The following is a 19704-nucleotide window of genomic DNA, read 5'->3' on the forward strand; positions in this document are numbered from 1 at the left end:
GCTTCATGATGTTTCTTTCGATAGACTGCCGCTTTTGCTTCTCGTTTTCGCATAAGCCGCAATGATGATGGTTCCTAGTACACCGACTGTGATGATGTTCGAGATCCCTGCCACGATGCCTTGAACAAATACTTTGTTCGCAGGTTCTGCATAGATCACAATGTCGAGTACAGGAGCAATGACAAACCAGCCTAATGCCTGCGCACCTGCTTGTACGGCGTTGAAAAGCGTGATCTTCTTCCAGCCAAAGTCGCCCTCTTCTACTTTTAAACGGTTAGAAATGAAGCCAATCAATAACCCAACAACACCTGAAACGATAATCCAGCTCCACCAAGGGCCGAATGTGGTGGCATCTTTAATGAGATGACCAATAAACCCAATCAGTGCGCCTGCAACAGGACCAAAAAGCACAGCCATTAATGCAAGGAATGCGTATGATGTCTCAATTTGTGTATTCGGAATCCCAGTTGGAATGGAGACGAAGCGTCCTAAAATGACAAAGACGGCTGCGCCAATTCCGATGGCAACGACAGTTTTCGTTGAAAGTTGTTTACCTGCCATGATGTTTCCTCCTCTTATTCGTATATAATGCGCGGAGCTTTGCGAATCGAAAGGCGCCAGCCTGTGCCTGTACCGATGTTATAAGCCTTTGCAAATGACCCTTGATTGATCGCCACGCCTAAATGGTCGAGTGAATTGACATATACGAGTGGTTCGCCTACCTTTAAATCGGCAAAAGATCGTCCATAGGTCATGATATTTTTATACACATTTTTCGGCCCGTTGGCAATGGTAACTTCTATTGCATCGCCGTAATTAATTGAAAGCTGTTCAAATAACGTGTGATGAATGTTTGTCCATAGGTTTCCGAACCTCACGTCTAAAATATCAATCGTCCCTGTGATGACTTCTTCTTTCGCATACGCCTGTACGACTGGAAGGTGAATAATATCATCAATATTCGCCTTTGGCCCCACCTCTTCAAAAGAAATCACACCTGAAGCGATTCTCGCCCCTGTATATGCGTAAATGTCTCTCCCATGGAATGTATGTGATTTTCCCGACTTCGGCAGCCGGTTAATGGTTTCATCTAAATAACGGGCTTCCACAATGCCAATATCCTGCGCGACGTGCGTGAGTGTCCCGTTATCTGGGGTAATGATATAGTGCGAGCTTGTGGTTTTGACGACAAGACTCTTTCTCTCTGACCCAACGCCTGGGTCAACAACGGAAACGAATACCGTCTCTTCCGGCCAGTATGTGACGGTTTGGAGCAGGCGGTAAGATGCCTCCCAAATGTCATACTGCGGTATATTGTGTGTTAAATCAAAAAGGCGGATCCTGCTGCTCACCGTATTTGCCACTCCGTACATTGCGCTGACTGCTCCATCATCAATGCCGAAATCTGATTGTAAAACCAATGCATGTTCACTCATGTCAATCTCCCTTTCATTTGAAAAAATGGATGTGGTGTTTCACGTGGAACATTTGAACATTTGTATGAAAAAAGTGGACAATAAAAAATACCCCATCCTTATCTTTGAATCATAAGGACGAGGTATTTGTCTCGTGGTACCACCTTTATTTACTGTTTGCTCGCGCTAAACAGCCTCTACAAGTACAAAGCTCCAATCTGGCTCATATACTGTGGTTTTGATAACGAGTACCAACTCTCGTCGTGTCCTACTAATATCATAGATATGTTCAGCACGAGGCTCAGAGACCATTTTTCGAATCATTATTTTTGCTTCTTTTCAGCTGCCGAAGCTCTCTGTGGAAAAATTGATGATTGTACTTTCTCTCGTCATTGCCTGTTTAACTATCTTGAATTAAAGCTATCATACATGATGTTTTTTGATAAATCAAGATATTTTTCTGAACATTTTCAAAAGTGGGTCAACTGATGCTGGAAGAGTCTTCTTTTTATAAAATTTAAACAAATGTTAAAGAGCGAGATATGGTGTCTTTCCTTTCTAGCTGTATAATAAAGATGAAGGGAGGTACAGCGTGTGTGGACCATCTGTATGAATGAGTTTAAGCAGCTCTTCAAAAGCACAAAATCCATTTTAACAATTGTTATTATTTTCATTTTATCTACTTTTGTTTCAACTCTTCCGTTTATTGCTGCTCATCAGGACAAATGGGAGCAGGCAAAGGATCCTTATTCTATTGGGAATGAACTGGTGATGTCGTTATTTGGTTTCTTCCTTATTTTTTTATTGTCTCATGATATTTTGAGCCGCGAAATTCATTTAAAAACCATTCGTTTTCTAGTCAGTAAAACAACCCGTTTGAACATTATTATCGGAAAATATCTTGGGCTGATGCTGTTTTGGCTTAGCTGCATTATGACGACATACGTACTGAATATGGTGATTTCACATCGTTTTCTGTTCTCTGATGCGTTTAAAATCTTAACCTTTATCAGTGTCGGTATCTCATGTACTTTATTTTTGTCCATGCTCTTTCCAACACCGCAGAAATCAATGTTTGTTGGGATGTTGTTTTCCTTTCTTTTCCCGATCGTCAGTATGATATCTGTTCTTTCTTCAGAACGATTGATTCATTGGTTCCAATATATGACGCCTTATTATTATGCGCGCTTGAGTGAACCGCTGACCTATGTACTCATGAATACAGCATTAACCGTTGTATTACTCATTGGAACAGCACTCCTATTTCAAAGGAGGGATGTCTAAATGCTGCATACAAAAGAGCTCACAAAAAAATATCGGACAAAAGTCGCGATAGATCACATTACCATTGATGTCAATCAAGGCGATATCTTCGGACTCATTGGACCTAAGGGTTCTGGTAAGACGACGTTTTTCAATATCATTACGGGAATTTCCCGGCCAACCTCTGGTACGTTTACGATGATGGATATGCCTTCATTAAAAAAGGTGAGGCAGCATATCGGTGTTCTGCCTGAATATACGGATTTATATGAAGGGCTCACGGCACTTGAACATATTGCCTACTTATCCAAAATCACCGGGACACGCCAGAAAACGAGTGATTATGAAGAACTGCTCGAATTTGTCGGTTTAGATCACTATCATCAGGAAAAAGTCGGTACCTTCACACCTGGTATGAAGAAGCGGCTCGGAATGGCGCAGGCCATCGCCCATCGGCCCGAATTTATTTTACTAGACGAGCCTTTTGCCGATATTGATGCTGATTCGATCTTACACATCCAGCAGGTCATTGAAACGTTAAAACATGAAGGGAAAACCGTCTTTTTAACGGCTGACCGCCCAAGGTTCACAAATAGTATTTGTACCAAAACGGCATTCATTTCTGAAGGAAAATTAGTGTCCCCCCATACTCATCCTCAAGAAAAAACCATCACATCCTCAAACATACGTGCAACCTTCAAGCATGCGTGGATTGATGATGAGGTGAAACCTGTTCTCACGCAGTACTTACAAACTGTCGGAACAGATCTTGTGATCAGTGATGACGAGACCTCATTGTTGATTCGTTCAGAAGCCCAAGTCCCATCGATCATCCGCGCTTTCGTGAAATGCAAAGTCGATTTATACAGAGTCACGGCTCAGGATGCCATGAGCACCTCATAAAAAAGTACCGTACGCGATCCGCACGGTACTTCTTCTTTTTTATAAAGGTTTACTCATATAGATTCCGGTTTCTGCAAATCCGGTCTTCTCGTACAGTGAACGGGCGATTTGATTGTGAGCAAAAACATGCAGCGAGAGTTTCTGCACTCCTAATGACTTTGCCTGCCCCTCTAATGCAGCAATAGCCTGCTTTGCAAAGCCTTTTCCTCGATAAGCTTCGAATAAAATAAAGTTATAAATGAATCCTTCCTGCTGAGGGTGATTCGGGTCATAACAAAGCCAAACCCAGCCAATCGCTTCTTCCCCATTTAAGAAATTCCATAGTTCATGATGCTCTGTCTGCAGACCTTCTGGAAGCAGACGATCAAATTGCTCTTCTGCGTTCGCAAGTGATTCTTCCTTTTCCCATGTCCCTGCGAGTACCTTTTCTTCTGCGTACCGCTGAATGGCCTTCTCCATCAATACATCGTAATCCGTTTGTGACATTGGTTGTAGTGTAACCAATCGCATCGCCCCCTTTCCTCCATCATATGATGAGCATGCAAAAAAAACCAGTCCCATCAAGGAACTGGTCATCCGCCGAATCGGTCGGTTTGAGAAAGTTTGATCTCTACTGATTTTTTCTTTCCGCTTCGGTAAAACTCCATCTTTACCTTGTCGCCGACTTTCTTTTGATATAAATACTTACGAAGATCTACGATATTCTGTACACTCTTGCCATCAAAGGAGGTGACGACATCCAGCTCTTTTAGTCCCGCTTTTCCCGCTGGAGACAAAGACTCGACACTCATCACGACAACCCCTGATGTGACTTTAGATGGCAGCTTCAACGTTTCCTGCCAGTGATAGCTCGCAATATCTGCTAATGATTTCATGCCAACGCCTAGATACGGACGCTTCACCTCTCCGTAGCGCTCTAAATCTTCTATGACAGGGATGACTAGATTCGCCGGGATAGACAGCCCGATGCCTTCTACCTCTGATTCAGCAATCTTCATTGAGTTGATGCCGATCACTTTTCCGTCCATATTGATCAAGGCACCACCGCTGTTGCCTGGATTGATGGCGGCATCTGTTTGCAGTACCTCCGCATTCCAATCCGCCTGTCCGTCCCCATTCGAGTCTACAGGAATCGCACGTTCCGTTCCCGAAATGACACCTTGTGTGACAGAGCCCGCGAATTCAAGCCCTAACGGATTTCCAATGGCGATGACTGGCTCACCTGGCTTCACATGATCTGAATTGCCAAAGGCGGCGGTCTTCTTGATCTTATCACTTTTGACGGTGAGAACCGCTAAATCCATCAGCTGATCGCTTCCAACAAGATTGGCACCAATTCTTGTCCCATCCTGAAGGCTCACTTCAAGCTGGTTGGCTCCTTTGATGACATGGTGGTTGGTCACGATATAAAAGGTATCACCCTTTTTCTTATAAATCACACCTGACCCGCTGCCTGCCTCCCCGCCTTCTTCCCAAAAGCTCGACTTTTGGATATTAATGACGCCGACAACCGTATCCGACATATTAGATACGACTTTCGTGACCGCATCATTGACGTTCACATTGACGGTCTTTAAAGGGCCCTGTGCTGATTGCTCATCTCCGTTCTGCTGCCACCCAAAGGGACTGCCGCTCTGTCCTGACACATAGGGGAAAAAGAATCCCATTAAAAAAGCTCCTACCAATACACCGATCAGACCAGATAGGAAATATCCTTTTCTGCTTCGTCTCGGCATCCACTCTACATCGCGATAATCCACTATGTTTCCTTCCTTTCAGTGAATAGATGATGTATATAGTGTTGGTAAGAAGCTCTTATCTTAATCATACGATTGTAAAAATCATACGGCGCAAAGCGGGGTTGCTTTTTTCGGGTCCGTATCATATAAATCAAAGCCATCCCCGACAACAAAGCCTTTCATCTCAAGTGTCTGCTGGACCGCCATACGGGCTAAATCCTTCATGTTGTTGTCTTGACTCAAGTGAGCCAAGTAAATGCGTGAGGTGGCATCTCCAATGACATCGGTCATCGCAAGAGCGGCATCTTCATTTGAAACATGTCCGACATCGCTCAAAATTCTGCGCTTAATGCTCCACGGGTATCGGCCCATTTGCAGCATACCGACATCATGATTGCTCTCAAATACAAATGTATTGGCTGACTGAATGATGCCTTTCATACGGTCACTCACATAGCCTGTATCCGTCATTAGGGCAAGTTTGCGTCCGCCATAATGGAACACGTAAAACATGGGCTCAGCCGCATCATGTGAGACGCCAAAGGACTCAACATCGAGACCGCCAAAGGATTGGACGGTTTCCATATCAAAGTGGAATTTTTGCTCTGTGTCAATCTTCCCGATATGAGACTCCATCGCCTTCCATGTTTTCGCATTTGCATAGACAGGGAGCTTGTACTTTCTCGCCATGACACCGAGCCCTTTAATATGATCTGAGTGCTCGTGTGTCACAAAAATGCCATCCAAATCTTCAGGCTTGCGGTCGATTTGACCAAGCAGCTCGACCATTTGTTTGCCGCTTAACCCAGCATCCACTAAAAAGGCATGCTCGTCTGTTTCTAAATAAAAAGCGTTCCCCGTACTTCCGCTCGCTAGTACACTGAACTGCAAGCTCATGTTCTCTCACTCCATTGAAGATTTGTCATCTTTCTCTATATGATCAAGTGTTGAGCCATCAATGGCATTGATCAAATACTCTTCTTCTGTCTTTTTCTTTGAACTAACTGATACGCCTTCAAGCTCGACTCGCCATACAGGCACCATGACCTGCGTGCTTGCACCCGGGTATTGCGTATAGTAGCCAAGCTCTACCTTTTTCACGGTCGTGTTTTGGCTCAGCATGTTTTGTGTATATAAGTCCTTCACGGTTTCAAGCGCTGGGACAAGGGTTTCTTTTCTCACTTCATTAATCGACGTCACCATCGACTGCTGATACGACACGACCTCGTTTTGATCGTTTACATCTAAGGTGATTTTCCCGATGGTTTCGGTGTCATCAAGGCCTTCTTGGAAGATGTATTTCCCTTTATACGTTTGGAAAAAGACGATCTTCCCTGTCTCTTCATCAATACTCCACAGCTTATAATTCTTCCCATCCAGCAAACGCTGGTTTACGAGGTTTGCCGCCGCTGTTTTTATATCCTTTTTTGGCAATGCAACGGGTTTATTGAAGGTCATCTCAAGCAGTGTGACAGGATCATCTTTGTCCGTTTTCGGGAATGTGCTTTTCGCCTTTTGATCAGCTAATCCGTCGACATCCTTTTTCGTATATTGCTTCTTTTCAGCTGTAATGCGGTATCCAATCTTCGCTTCATCTGATAGATTGCCATATTTGATCCCATCTGCCTTCATTTCTTCCAGCGTATCCGTTTTTTCAATAATCGCAAAATGATCGGTTGATCGTTTTTCAAAGTATTGAAAACCTAGAAAGATATCGAGAACGAGAAAGGCTAGGATAAAGATCGTTTTGGTCTTATTCCACTCCATTATTCTCGCTCCCCTCTGTCAACAAATCATGCGATAGTATCACGGTTTTGCCGTTATATTTCATGCACCATACTGGCTCCAGCCAGACAAACATCGCTTGATCTTGATCTGATGCGGTTGAAGCAGCTTGATAGGCCGGGAAAATTTGTTCAATTTTCTCCAGGTCATCATATTTCGTCTGCTTGACGATTAAGTCCTTCAGCTCTGTCCCGTTCATCAGCTTGACCTGTTCACTCTGACTCGCTTTGTTGCCTAGAATATAGTTTGGACGCTTGTAATTCAAGATGTCATCATTCGCCCACTGTACTTCAAGAGAGGTCATCCCAAATGGATGCTTTGTACTGTTGACGATCGGCAGACCATCCATAAACATATTAAAGGAAAGCTGCTGGTTGCTGTTGATGCCAAAGTATTGATAGTCATCGGTAAAGCTCCCCGTATCATTGAAATACTTCACACTTCGCTTGATCAAATCCCCCGTTTGGAAAACGGTGCTGGAATTGATATTGCGGTGCTGATATTGGATGCGGTGGTCTTTTTGATTGGCTTCAAGACGGCTTGTGCCATCTGTGTACACTGTCCGATTTAAATTAGACTCCTCGCCCACAAGACTCGGGTCCGTAAACAGAGCGTCCTTGAATTTGCTTGTCTTAATCGTTTCGATAAAGAACATTTTCGCTTCAAGCTGCTTTTGCTTTCTCGGAAGGAGGAAATCTCGTTTAGAATTAGCTGAGAATGTATAGAGATCGTAGCGCGGCATCTCGTTTTGAGCGGCTGAGATACTGTCCATTAGATTCCGATAGTTAGCGGATTCTATTGTCAGCTCAAGCACCGTTTCCTTGCTGTATGAAACCAAATAGACTTTCTTATTGGCCTTGTCCTGCTGGGAGAACGGCACAATCATCCGATCAAACGAGTTGTATTCAATGGACTTATTCGGCCATTTAAACAGCGCTTGGAAAATATCAATCGGAATCGAGTCATTGAATACAAGATCCAATGTCTTCCCCTGTCCTCCGCTTCCATAGAAGAAATTCTTAAATCTCTGCTCAGAATATTGATCCGACACATCCGAAATCTCTTTGACATCCCAAAGGCTCACATCATTCCAGAAGTTTTGAAAGAGTTCCTTTTGATCGACTTTAAAATGCTCCCCATTTGAATGGATGAACATCTCGCGCGGCTTCACGACATCAATGAGACTTCTAGGCTCGTCGCTTGAAATCTTCTTCGTTTCCACGACCTGTGTGCCGGCATCTGCCTGGTCCTGCATGACGGGCTGGAACATCCAAATATTCCACGTAAACACAAGACTGATCGCAATTAGGATTGTCAATATTATGGTTTTAAAGGTCTCACGCTTCATCCCAATCATCCTCTTGTTCTTCATTGTACGGAAGGGTAAAGGTCACCGTTGTTCCTTTTCCTTCAATGCTGTCAGCCCAAATATCTCCGCCATGAGCCTGAACCATTTCTTTTGCAATCGCAAGTCCTAGGCCGGTTCCGCCAAGCTTTCTTGTTCTCGCCTTATCCACTCGATAAAAACGTTCAAAGATTTTATCCATATCCTTCTTCGGAATACCGATCCCTTCATCTTTGACGCTGAATAACACAAGGCCATTCTCCTCATCCAGATCAACGGTAAACGTGATATGTCCACCCTCTGGGGAGTATTTCATGGCATTGGAAATGATATTATCGAGCACCTGTGTGATTTTATCTTGATCAATTTCCACGTATATTTCACGCTGCGGCAGATTGCGGATAAACTCGACATGCTGCTCTTTCGTCATTTCAAAACGATCAATGACCAATGAGATAAACCTGATAAAATTCGTCCACTCACGGTTGAATTGATAATCCTTGCTGTCGAACTTAGACAGCTGCAGCAGGTCATTAACAAGCCGGATCATGCGCTCTGTTTCATTTTGCGTGACACTGAGGAACCTTGGCGCAAGCTCTTTATCACCAATTGCCCCTTCAGCCAGTGCCTCAAGATAGCTTCGCATCGTCGTCAGCGGTGTGCGCAGCTCATGTGATACGTTTGCGACGAATTCACGGCGTTCTGCATCAATTTTCTCCTGCTCTGTGACGTCATAAATGACCGCAATTAAACCATCAATCTTCCCATGCTCTTTCTGAATGACTGAGAAATTCACACGCAAAACAGACAGCTGATCTTCGCGTTCAATTTCTATCAGCATGGAATCTTGATTTTCGACTAAATCTTCAAATGTATGCGTCTCCTCGAGGCCCAGTAAGGACGTAATCGGCATCTCTAGAGCTGTTTCACGTGAAACATTTAACAGCTCTAATGCGGGGCTGTTTAATAGAATAATCGCACCGTTTTGATTCGTGGCGATGACGCCATCCGTCATATAGGCAATAACAGAAGAAAGCTTTTTCCGCTCACCCTCTGTCATGAGCTGCGCTTCCTCCAGCTCTCTCGTCAGATGGTTAAAGGTTGTCGCAAGCTGGCCAATCTCGTCATGTCCATACTTTCGGACTTTCCTGGAAAAATTCCCTTTGGCAAGCTCGATCGCTTGCTTTCTCATATCCGAAATAGGATGAGTGATTGTTCTAAAGATGAAGATACCAAGCAGTGCGGTCGTCCCAAGTGCGATCAGTGTGCCAGTCGCCAAAATGGTGTTAATGGTTCGCATTTGGTTAAACACGCTCTCCATCGAAGACACAACATAAATCACACCGACGGTTTCTTGGTTTTCATTTTTCACGGCTGTCGCAGAAATACGCACCCGTTTATTGGATTCTGGGTCATAGAATTTCTTTTCATAGTCTTTGCCGACCGCAAAAATACGGCTAATGATTTGATCAGTGATTTTCTTCCCGGCAATCTCCTGACTGCCATTATTCACAGAGGCAATGACCTCTCTGCTTTCGTCAATATAGCTGACTTCAGAAATTTCATTAGACTCATCTTTGTTGTTAAAGTCGTTTAATATCTTTTGAGCATCCTCTTTTAATTCTGCCTTGCTTTTCGATGAATCTTGTTCTAGGTAATACGATAACGAGTAGATTCGCTGATTCAAGGAATTATCATAGGAATTAATTAAGGACTGCTCTAGCTGCTTCACAAAGTACACGCCAATGATCTGCATGGCGACAATGATCAGCAGCACGTAAATTAAGGTCAATTTGAAGTGAATCGAGCGAAAAAAACCTACTTTACTCATAAGAATCTTAGTCCTGCTCTGGGTTTCTTAAATAGTAGCCAACGCCTCGTCGTGTCACGATCCAGCTCGGGTGGCTAGGATTGTCTTCAATTTTCTCACGAAGACGGCGGACTGTGACGTCCACTGTACGCACATCCCCGAAATAATCGTAGCCCCATACGGTTTGCAGCAAGTGCTCACGTGTCATAACTTGTCCGATATGTTTCGCTAAGTAATGAAGCAATTCGAACTCACGGTGCGTCAATTCAATTGTTTCCTCACGCTTAGACACCACATATGCATCTGGATAAATGACAAGTGATCCAATTTCAATATCATTTGATTCAGATTCTTCCTCTGTCTGCGGCGCAGCAATTTGTCTTCTCAAATTCGCTTTCACACGGGCAAGCAGCTCGCGCGTGCTAAATGGCTTCGTCACATAATCATCTGCGCCAAGCTCAAGACCGATGACTTTATCAATTTCAGAGTCTTTTGCTGTCAGCATGATAATCGGCATGTCATATTTTTTTCTCACTTCACGGCATACCTCAACGCCATCTTTGTTCGGCAGCATAATGTCGAGCAGAATGATGTCCGGTTTGATTTCTTCTACCATTTCAAGGGCTTCATTTCCGTCATATGCACAATGAACCTCATAGCCCTCTTTTCTTAAGTTAAACTCCAATATATCAGCAATCGGTTTTTCATCATCTACGACAAGAATCTTTTTTTCCATTGTGATTTCCTCCTGCATTTTTAGCATCTATGTCATTCCATTTTGCATGTCTCATCAGGCCTTTTCGTTTGAGCAAAAAAGGCTCACTGTCTATTATAACGTTTTACGTGGCAAAGATAAAAATAATAACGGCTTTCTTTTCTAGTAAACGTTGGATAGGAAGTCACCTCTCAAAAAAATTGATGGCTTTTTTCCTTTTTTATTGAAACTTTTCCAGTCAATAATCGTCTATATAGATGTAACGTCTTCTTCTTATGGAGCCGGGCCCTACCTAGGCCCGGCTTCTCCCTTTTTATGCCTTCTTTTCATAAGAAAAACGCACCTGCGATTGCAGATGCGTTTGGAAGTGGCTCGGGACGGAATCGAACCGCCGACACACGGATTTTCAGTCCGTTGCTCTACCAACTGAGCTACCGAGCCATCATCAAAAAGATGAATATGTATAAATGGCGGTCCGGACGGGACTCGAACCCGCGACCTCCTGCGTGACAGGCAGGCATTCTAACCAACTGAACTACCGGACCTCAGTAACTTGCCCGAAAAAGCAATCGTGGTGCTCCTTCAAGCAAGTGAGGAAAAATTAGCTTAACGCTAAAGTAAATCAATGACCCGTACGGGATTCGAACCCGTGTTACCGCCGTGAAAGGGCGGTGTCTTAACCGCTTGACCAACGGGCCAATACATGGTGAGCCATGAAGGACTCGAACCTTCGACCCTCTGATTAAAAGTCAGATGCTCTACCAACTGAGCTAATGGCTCTCGGTTTGTGAAAAGTGAATCTGAAGAAGCTGTATTGCGTCAAACCAATCGCTTTAAAAAAGCTGGAACATCGCATCCTAACAAGTTTCAGAGACCTTTGCAACAACGAGATTTATAATATCATAGAGTAATTACATATGGCAATACGTTTTTCGACATTTTTTTAAAAAAAGTGTCGGATTTGAAATCTCCCGCCAAAGCCCTTCTATTTGCAAGCGCCTTCATATCTGTTGCCCCTTTTCATGACCACTGCCTATTCAAGCACATAGAAACGTTTTAGACCGCTCAAAAATGGTTATACATGAAACAAGTGACATTGTGATTGAAAAAGGAGGAAGCAGTATGAGTTCATTTAAATTAGGAGATAAAATGCCCAACTTTTCACTTCCAACCATTCAGGGCGAACATATTGATTTTCACAAACATTTAGAGGAGCATCAAAGCTGGCACCTCATCGTCTTCTTTAGAGGCTCATGGTGCCCAGTATGTGTAGAAGAATTAAAAGAGCTCGAACAGCAGCAATCATACTTTCAAGACAAGGATATCCACTTAATGGCGATTTCAACGGATCATCCTGATGACTTGAAGGAATTTGCGGATAAAGAAGGACTATCTTTCCCGATCATGTCTGACCAGGACCTTACTTCATTAAAAGCATATGAAGTCCACTATCACGGAGAAGATGCTCCTTATGAAGATCACGGAGTGCACGGGGAACCTGCCTATTTCTTATTAAATGAAAAGGGCCAAGTCCTCTATCAGCAAAGACAAACAAGTCCGTTTGGCAGACCGCATGTCAACGAACTGCGCAAAATCATTCAGTACATCCGCAAAAACTTAAAAGGCCAATATAAAAGCGTGAAATAAGAAAGAACCCTCGTAATGAGGGCTCTTTTTTTATGATTGTCTTTTGTTAAACAGCCAGTCTGCGGCGAAAAACACAAGAAGTCCCGCCATGAGAATGACAAAAGTGACGGGTGGTCTGTCACCTTCGACATACGAGTACAGCGCATGCCCTCCTAATGCGAGAAGATAAAAGACAAACGCTGGTACAGCTGCTTTATGTGAATTCGCTTGTTCTCTTTTCGTCATTTTTTTAAAAAACATTGTAGCTATTCCCCTTTATGCTGCCTTCTTCATCGTCACTCGGCGAAGTGCCCGCGAACGAATATATTCCATTGGACCCATTCTCCAAACCTTTAGACAAAATGCTGATACGGCGATTTGCAGAAGAGAAATGAGCAGCCATGCCAATACGATAAGAGGGGCGTTGATTTGTCCGCCAAGACCCAATCCCCAGCTATAAAAAAGAACCGAGCAGACGATATTTTGCAGGATGTAACAGCTGAGTGCCATTTTCCCTACATATTCAAACCAATTCCACATGAACCATGATTCCGTGTGAACCAGGAGCTTCGCAATGACAGCGATATAGAAAAGAGAAAGGAATGGCGAAAACGCATAGCGCACAACGAATTCCACTAGTTCGTTCGGAACGAAGACAAGTGCATTCAGCGGCAGACCCACCCACAGACCGACTCGGAATAATATTTTCCGTAGAGATTGCCCGCGTTCGTTTGCATAAAAAACACCGGCTCTCATCATCCGCACACCTAATAAAAACAGAAATGTGTTCATTGGAATGATAAAGATCGCTTCTTCACGGTACATGAAAAAGTGTTGTAATCGTTCTTGAACCTGCGAGATCCATGTCTCTGGCAGCTGCTCTTCCAGCGCCGGTTCACTGCTTTGATCATACGATTCTGTCTCCATTTCAGAGAGGGAGAACACCATCAGATAGGACAGAACAAGTAGATGAATGACTCCAGAGAAGATCATGCCTCTTTTGATGCGCTTGCTCCCTCCTCGTACAATAAATGCCACAAGCAAACCGGTCACAGCGTAACTCATGAGCACATCATATTCCATCACAAGTGCAAAATGGACAAAGCCTTCGATAAATAAAAATAAAAGAATCCATAAATATGTACCCGGCCAAGGCGTGTTTTTTCTTTTGGCCTGCTGATATTTCAGCTCTAGCCCTACACCGAACATGATTGTGAGCAGTGAGAGCATTTTCCCATAGACGAACATGGAAACAAGGCTTTCTAGAAAACTGCCATGTTCATATTCATCTGCAATCTGATCTGTCGCAAAGGTATCCCCTGCATACGCAAAAAACCAGACGTTCGTTCCCAATGTGCCTAATATGGCAAAACCTCGTAAAATATCTAATAATCTTATTCTTTCTTTCACTAGAACGCTCCTTCCCCCTATACAGTTATCATATTTTGGTAATGATCGGAAGCCTGTTCTACTGAAATTAAGAAATATTTAAACAAAAAGACACCAGTAAAATGTGCAATTTTACTGGTGTCTGATCAGTCTATTATTATGGACGGTACACGCTGCGGACAACGTTCGTTTGGGAACGATCTGGTCCGACTGAGAAAATGGAAAGTGGAATACCTGTTAATTGTGAAATGCGCTCTAAATAATGACGGGCATTTTCAGGCAGTTCGCTTAAATTCTTCACGCCTGTAATATCCTCTGTCCATCCTGGCATTTCCTCGTAGACAGGCTCACATTTCGCTAGTTCATTTAGACTTGCTGGAAATTCTTCTGTGATTTCTCCGTTCAATTTATAAGCGACACAGATTTTCAATGTTTCAATCCCTGTCAGTACATCAATTGAGTTAAGAGATAGATCTGTAATCCCGCTCACACGGCGAGCATGACGGACAACGACACTGTCAAACCAGCCAACACGGCGCGGACGTCCAGTTGTTGTACCGTATTCACGGCCAACCTCACGGATTTGATCGCCAATTTCATCATGGAGTTCTGTCGGGAATGGGCCATCTCCAACACGTGTTGTGTACGCTTTTGACACGCCGACCACATGTTGAATTTTTGTTGGTCCTACGCCAGAACCAATCGTCACTCCTCCAGCTACTGGGTTAGATGACGTGACAAATGGATATGTCCCTTGATCAATATCAAGCATAACTCCTTGTGCTCCTTCAAATAGCACACGGCGGCCTTCATCTAGTGCGTCATTCAAGACAACAGATGTGTCCACGACATATTTTTTCACTTGCTGGCCATATTCATAATACTCGTCTAAAATATCTTCAATCTTGAAGCCTTCTGTGTCGTACATTTTCTCTAAAAGACGATTTTTTTCTTCTAGATTACGTGCAAGCTTCTCTTCAAACACTTCACGATCTAATAGATCTGCGACACGGATACCGATACGAGCTGCTTTGTCCATATAAGCTGGTCCGATTCCTTTTTTCGTCGTACCGATCTTGTTAGCCCCTTTCCGCTCTTCTTCCACCTCGTCCAATTTTAAATGGTAAGGCAGAATCACATGGGCTCTATTGCTGATTCTGAGGTTATCTGTACTCACATTCCGTTCGTGAAGATACGCAAGCTCAGTGACCAACGCTTTAGGATCAACCACCATTCCATTACCGATGACACAAGTTTTCTCTTGATAAAAAATACCGGACGGAATGAGGTGTAGCTTGTAAGTCACTCCATCAAATTTGATCGTGTGACCTGCATTGTTTCCCCCTTGATAACGGGCAATCACCTCTGCATTTTCTGAAAGGAAATCGGTAATTTTCCCTTTCCCTTCGTCACCCCACTGCGTACCTACTACGACTACTGAAGACATATCGTGCACCTCCGTTAACCTTTCAAAACGTTATCTCTTTCAAACACATTTATTTTATCAATGCAAAACGAAAAAGTCAACGTGAAATCCGAACATTAATATCTCGAAATCAAATTTTGTTCGTTTTAATTATGAGAAAAAGCGCTTTAATCACTTCTTCAGCGCTTAAAAAGGGAGATTTTGAGTAAAAACAACTATTTTGATGGTTCCTAATTTCTATTGATTTTCAATTAAATGAATCATCGAGCTTGCCATAAAATCAGGTGAGTACGGTCTCCCTGTCCTCAACCACCATTCTGCTGTTCCAACATAAGCAGAAATAACGAATTGCTGCTGCATGTCGATTGGAACGAGATGTGGATGAGGCTTTGAGCCTGCGATTTCCTCTAACCCCATAGAAAAGCTTTCTTCAAAAAAAGCACGAACCGTTTCATGAATATTGAGCTCTCGTCCTCGTTTCAAAAGAATTTGATACTCCTCTTCATGTTCCTGCAAATGCTGATAAAATCGAAAAATATACACATATGCCGCATGCTCTTTTTTCACATCACCTTCTTGTACAGGAGCAAAAATGGCACATTTCATCACATCAAACATCTCATCCATCACCTGCTGGGCAAGATCAAATTTATCCTCATAATGCTGATAAAAGGTGGTGCGGTGGATGCCCGCCACTTTCGTCAAATCCTGTACAGAAATCTTCTCCCACTCTTTTTCTCTTAATAACTGAAATAACGCTTTTCTTAATTGCTGCTTCGATTCCGTTGCACGCTTATCCCCTCTGTAGCAGTCCGCCACAAGCCATTCTCCCCTTCCTATGAACTTCAACAGATTCCGCTTTTCTGTTGGTTGAATCCTCAAGGCTGATGAATTAACTTTAATCTAACACAATGAAAAAAAGGAAGCATCTGACAACCTATAAGGAGTGATGATCATGGAAACAACTACACCAACTGCCGTGCAAAAAGCGTTATTAAGAGGAAAAAACAAGCAAGATCCGTATAACCCATTTGATTGGTATGCCAACATGCGTCAGACATCACCTGTTCATTTTGACGAAGCCAGCCGAACATGGAGTGTATTCACCTATGAGGAAGCAAAACGTGTGACAATCGATAAAAATACCTTTTCTAGTCAGCCTCCTAAAGACCAGCGGAAGCATTCACTGATGAAAACAATGGTGATGATGGACCCTCCCAAACACACTCGAATCCGCTCCATTGTGAGCAAAGCCTTTACACCTCGAGTCATGAAATTGTGGGAGCCGCGTATTCAAGAATTGATGGAGGAACTCATGGCACAAATAGAAGGAAAAAACGAGATTGACCTAGTGCAAGCCATCTCTTATCCGCTTCCTGTCATTGTCATTGCAGAGCTTTTAGGTGTGCCCTCAGAGCATAAACAATCCTTTAAAGAATGGTCTGATATTCTCGTCAGTATGCCTAAAAGTGAAGATGAGGAGGATGTCGCTGAATGGCAGAAAATTCGGGACCAAGGAGAGGCTGATATGATGGCGTTTTTTGCAGACATCATTGAAAGGAAACGTCACAACCTCGGTGATGATTTGATTTCCCTCCTCATTCAAGCTGAGGAGAATGGAGACAGGCTGTCAGCGGATGAATTAATACCATTCTGTAATCTTCTTCTTTTAGCCGGCAACGAAACAACCACCAATTTGATCTCCAATCTGATCTTCAGCTTGTTAGAACAGCCGGGTGCGTATGAAGCGCTCGTTCAATCACCTGAGCTCATCCCGCGTGCTGTAGAGGAGGCCGTCCGTTTTCGTGCACCCGCTCCTACGATCGTCCGCTATGTCACAGAAGACACAGAGCTTGGGGGAAAAGTGCTGAAAAAGGGAGACAATGTGATTGTGTTTCTTGCTTCTGCCAACCGGGATGAGCGTCAATTTTCAAATGCACATGAATTCGATATACACCGCCACCCTAATCCTCATATTGGTTTCGGGCACGGTATTCATTTCTGTCTTGGCGCACCACTTGCCCGCTTGGAAGCATGTACTGCCATCAAGGCCTTATTGGACCGATATGAGTCACTAGAGCTCCTCTCCTATATGCCGATGACAAACAGCGGCATGTATGGGCTGAAAGAGCTGAAGCTGCGCGTCACACTTCGTTCATAACAGAAAAGACTCCCACCAAGCATGGGAGTCTTTTTTAAACGGGGGTAATTCCTTCTGTGTTCATGAGCACAACTCGATATCCATCTGGATCTTCAATGGTTGCCCCTCCTCGATCCCAGTATGGGTTCGTAGAGGTGACTTGCCGTCCGCCAAATGAGATCAGTCTCTCTTTCATCTGCTGAAACTCCTGTTCATCAGGAATATAAAAAACAAGCAGCTGTTCTGGATGCGGAACGGGCAGGCTCTCTTCTTCTTCATGTTTGGTGATTTCTAAATGAACATGCTGATGAGGAAGCCCCAGCATCACACCATCGTATCCTTCATGCTGATCAAATGAACCTATTCGTTTGAGCCCTAAGCCTTTTTCATAAAAAGAAACAACCTCTTCCATGTTGACGGTTGGACGTGCGATGCGTAATTGAGCGGCTTCGAACTGTTGAAATTTCATCAGTCATCACTCCTTTTCTCCTTTTAGTATACGATTTCTCTCTCTCCCTCTCCTCCTCATTTCGACCGTTTTTCAATCATTCTTTCGATGTAGATCCATCAAAAAAAAGCCCAGCTTCTTGAGCTGGGCTTTAAGCACCGGGCGGAACACCCGCATCGTCAAACCTTCTTTCCAGATTGACGAATTTGTTATATTCTTTGACGAACGCCAGTGATACTGTACCAACTGGACCGTTACGCTGTTTGGCAATGATGATTTCAATAATGTTCTTATTCTCTGATTCTTTGTCGTAGTAATCATCACGATAAAGGAATGCCACGATATCGGCATCCTGCTCGATACTTCCTGATTCACGAATATCAGACATCATTGGACGTTTGTCCTGACGCTGCTCTACTCCGCGTGAAAGCTGAGACAAAGCAATAACCGGAACTTCAAGTTCCCTTGCCAGCGATTTTAACGCCCTAGAGATTTCAGAAACCTCTTGCTGACGGTTATCGCTTGATCGTCCGCTCCCTTGAATGAGCTGCAAGTAGTCAATCAGGATCATGCCAAGACCGTTTTCTTGCTTCAAACGGCGGCATTTCGAGCGAATTTCACTTACCCTGATTCCAGGTGTATCATCAATGAAAATCCCACTATTTGATAGCGAGCCCATCGCCATTGTCAGCTTGCCCCAGTCCTCTTCTGTCAGATTACCGGTTCTTAGGTTCTGTGCATTGATATTTCCCTCTGCACAAAGCATACGCATGACAAGCTGCTCAGCCCCCATCTCTAAACTAAAGATGGCGACACTTTCGTCTGTCTTCGTCGCGACATTTTGTGCAATGTTCAATGCGAAGGCTGTTTTCCCTACCGATGGACGAGCCGCTACAATAATCAAGTCATTTCGCTGGAATCCAGCAGTCATCCGGTCAAGCTCAGAGAATCCCGTTGGAATCCCTGTGATATCGCCTTTTCGGTTATGAAGCTGTTCAATATTATCATATGTCTGAACAAGAACGTCCTTAATGTTTTGGAAGGCTCCTGAGTTTTTACGCTGCGCCACTTCCATAATGGTCTTTTCAGCATCACTCAACAGATCCTCTACTTCATCCTCACGCGTGTACCCATCCTGTGCAATGGTTGTCGCCGTACGGATCAGACGTCTTAAAATTGATTTCTCTTCTACAATTTTTGCATAGTATTCTATGTTTGCGGCAGTTGGGACAGAATTCGCAATATCGGTTAAATACGAAATCCCGCCTACCTCTTCTAGTAAATCTGTATTGGCCAGTTCAGAAGTCACCGTAACAAGATCGACCGGTTCCCCTCTATCGCCAAGTACAAGCATCGCATTGTAAATCTTTTGATGCGACATTCTATAGAAATCCTCTGGAATTAATACCTCAGAAGCGAGCGTGAGCGCAGATGGTTCTAAAAAAACAGCACCTAATACGGCCTGCTCGGCTTCTATATTTTGCGGCGGCAGCCGGTCATCGAGAAGTTCCGTCATGCCAAGCACCGTCCTTTCATAAAAAAATACGCTACTCATCATTTTAACATTTTCATCAATAAAAAAGTGAAAAACATCGACTATAGTCAAAATTACCATGAGGATGTTTCGTTGAACAGTGTGTTTCTGAACAGCAAAACTAACGCATTTCAATAGAAAAGACTCTGTAACATAAATTGTTATA

19 protein-coding genes, 4 tRNA genes and 1 other annotated feature are annotated in these 19704 nt (G+C 43.6%); of the genes, 4 read left to right on the forward strand and 19 right to left on the reverse strand.

The window, feature by feature from the left end:
- Nucleotides 1-3: 3 nt before the first annotated feature.
- Together GKC25_RS18030 and GKC25_RS18035 are read right to left on the reverse strand one after the other, a co-directional pair.
- A complete protein-coding gene (locus GKC25_RS18030) occupies nt 4-561 on the reverse strand; it encodes an ECF-type riboflavin transporter substrate-binding protein (RefSeq protein ID WP_012011871.1) in 558 nt (185 codons plus the stop codon).
- 14 nt (nt 562-575) lie between these two features.
- Nucleotides 576-1436, reverse strand: coding sequence for an SAM hydrolase/SAM-dependent halogenase family protein (locus GKC25_RS18035; protein WP_034660590.1), 861 nt, complete (start codon nt 1434-1436; stop codon nt 576-578).
- Nucleotides 1437-1546: 110 nt separating this feature from the next.
- Nucleotides 1547-1817: a binding site (T-box leader), on the reverse strand.
- A gap of 192 nt (nt 1818-2009) precedes the next feature.
- On the opposite strand from GKC25_RS18035, the gene GKC25_RS18040 reads away from it, so the two are divergent.
- Both GKC25_RS18040 and GKC25_RS18045 read left to right on the forward strand, forming a co-directional pair.
- Nucleotides 2010-2699, forward strand: coding sequence for an ABC transporter permease subunit (locus GKC25_RS18040; protein ID WP_034660593.1), 690 nt, complete (start codon nt 2010-2012; stop codon nt 2697-2699).
- A complete protein-coding gene (locus tag GKC25_RS18045; RefSeq protein WP_034660595.1) occupies nt 2700-3581 on the forward strand; it encodes an ABC transporter ATP-binding protein in 882 nt (293 codons plus the stop codon).
- A gap of 39 nt (nt 3582-3620) precedes the next feature.
- Here GKC25_RS18045 and GKC25_RS18050 read toward each other — a convergent pair whose 3' ends face one another.
- From GKC25_RS18050 to GKC25_RS18100, 11 genes are all read right to left on the reverse strand, one after another.
- On the reverse strand, nt 3621-4091 hold the full coding sequence (locus tag GKC25_RS18050; protein ID WP_223253272.1) for a GNAT family N-acetyltransferase: 471 nt from the start codon (nt 4089-4091) through the stop codon (nt 3621-3623).
- Nucleotides 4092-4153: 62 nt separating this feature from the next.
- A complete protein-coding gene (locus GKC25_RS18055; protein WP_425389366.1) occupies nt 4154-5341 on the reverse strand; it encodes a S1C family serine protease in 1188 nt (395 codons plus the stop codon).
- An 81-nt stretch (nt 5342-5422) separates the two neighbouring features.
- Nucleotides 5423-6217 carry an MBL fold metallo-hydrolase gene (locus GKC25_RS18060; RefSeq protein ID WP_034660602.1) on the reverse strand — a complete coding sequence of 265 codons (795 nt, stop codon included), beginning with the start codon at nt 6215-6217 and terminating at the stop codon, nt 5423-5425.
- 6 nt (nt 6218-6223) lie between these two features.
- Nucleotides 6224-7087, reverse strand: coding sequence for a two-component system regulatory protein YycI (locus tag GKC25_RS18065; protein WP_106042815.1), 864 nt, complete (start codon nt 7085-7087; stop codon nt 6224-6226).
- Nucleotides 7074-8453, reverse strand: coding sequence for a two-component system activity regulator YycH (gene yycH / locus GKC25_RS18070; protein ID WP_060597680.1), 1380 nt, complete (start codon nt 8451-8453; stop codon nt 7074-7076). The genes GKC25_RS18065 and yycH overlap by 14 nt, the downstream gene beginning before the upstream one ends.
- On the reverse strand, nt 8443-10281 hold the full coding sequence (walK, locus tag GKC25_RS18075) for a cell wall metabolism sensor histidine kinase WalK (RefSeq protein WP_106042813.1): 1839 nt from the start codon (nt 10279-10281) through the stop codon (nt 8443-8445). The genes yycH and walK overlap by 11 nt, the downstream gene beginning before the upstream one ends.
- Before the next feature lie 7 nt (nt 10282-10288).
- Nucleotides 10289-10996 carry a response regulator YycF gene (gene yycF / locus GKC25_RS18080; protein WP_034660610.1) on the reverse strand — a complete coding sequence of 236 codons (708 nt, stop codon included), beginning with the start codon at nt 10994-10996 and terminating at the stop codon, nt 10289-10291.
- A 347-nt stretch (nt 10997-11343) separates the two neighbouring features.
- Nucleotides 11344-11416 (reverse strand) — tRNA-Phe (locus tag GKC25_RS18085).
- 27 nt (nt 11417-11443) lie between these two features.
- Nucleotides 11444-11520: transfer RNA gene (locus GKC25_RS18090), tRNA-Asp, on the reverse strand.
- 81 nt (nt 11521-11601) lie between these two features.
- Nucleotides 11602-11673 (reverse strand) — tRNA-Glu (locus GKC25_RS18095).
- A 6-nt stretch (nt 11674-11679) separates the two neighbouring features.
- A tRNA-Lys gene (locus tag GKC25_RS18100) sits at nt 11680-11755 on the reverse strand.
- A 342-nt stretch (nt 11756-12097) separates the two neighbouring features.
- Between GKC25_RS18100 and GKC25_RS18105 the strand changes: the two genes are divergently transcribed.
- Entirely contained in the window at nt 12098-12622 is a 525-nt protein-coding gene (locus tag GKC25_RS18105) for a peroxiredoxin family protein (protein WP_034660612.1), read from the forward strand.
- 30 nt (nt 12623-12652) lie between these two features.
- On the opposite strand, the gene GKC25_RS18110 is transcribed toward GKC25_RS18105, so the two are convergent.
- The 4 genes from GKC25_RS18110 to GKC25_RS18125 form a co-directional block, all read right to left on the reverse strand.
- Nucleotides 12653-12862, reverse strand: a complete 210-nt coding sequence (locus GKC25_RS18110; RefSeq protein WP_034660614.1) for a hypothetical protein — start codon at nt 12860-12862, stop codon at nt 12653-12655.
- 15 nt (nt 12863-12877) lie between these two features.
- A complete protein-coding gene (locus GKC25_RS18115) occupies nt 12878-14011 on the reverse strand; it encodes a DUF418 domain-containing protein (RefSeq protein WP_342689872.1) in 1134 nt (377 codons plus the stop codon).
- Nucleotides 14012-14147: 136 nt separating this feature from the next.
- Nucleotides 14148-15437 (reverse strand): adenylosuccinate synthase, encoded by a 1290-nt coding sequence (locus GKC25_RS18120; RefSeq protein WP_034660617.1) that lies wholly within the window; start codon nt 15435-15437, stop codon nt 14148-14150.
- 216 nt (nt 15438-15653) lie between these two features.
- Entirely contained in the window at nt 15654-16265 is a 612-nt protein-coding gene (locus GKC25_RS18125) for a TetR/AcrR family transcriptional regulator (protein ID WP_252067885.1), read from the reverse strand.
- Nucleotides 16266-16371: 106 nt separating this feature from the next.
- On the opposite strand from GKC25_RS18125, the gene GKC25_RS18130 reads away from it, so the two are divergent.
- Nucleotides 16372-17577 carry a cytochrome P450 gene (locus tag GKC25_RS18130; protein WP_106038858.1) on the forward strand — a complete coding sequence of 402 codons (1206 nt, stop codon included), beginning with the start codon at nt 16372-16374 and terminating at the stop codon, nt 17575-17577.
- 34 nt (nt 17578-17611) lie between these two features.
- On the opposite strand, the gene GKC25_RS18135 is transcribed toward GKC25_RS18130, so the two are convergent.
- On the reverse strand, nt 17612-18025 hold the full coding sequence (locus tag GKC25_RS18135) for a VOC family protein (RefSeq protein WP_095286160.1): 414 nt from the start codon (nt 18023-18025) through the stop codon (nt 17612-17614).
- A gap of 130 nt (nt 18026-18155) precedes the next feature.
- A complete protein-coding gene (gene dnaB, locus GKC25_RS18140; RefSeq protein ID WP_003214779.1) occupies nt 18156-19520 on the reverse strand; it encodes a replicative DNA helicase in 1365 nt (454 codons plus the stop codon).
- Between the last annotated feature and the right edge of the window lie 184 nt (nt 19521-19704).

The sequence above is a fragment of the Bacillus pumilus genome (assembly GCF_038738535.1).
In the GTDB taxonomy this organism is placed as follows: domain Bacteria; phylum Bacillota; class Bacilli; order Bacillales; family Bacillaceae; genus Bacillus.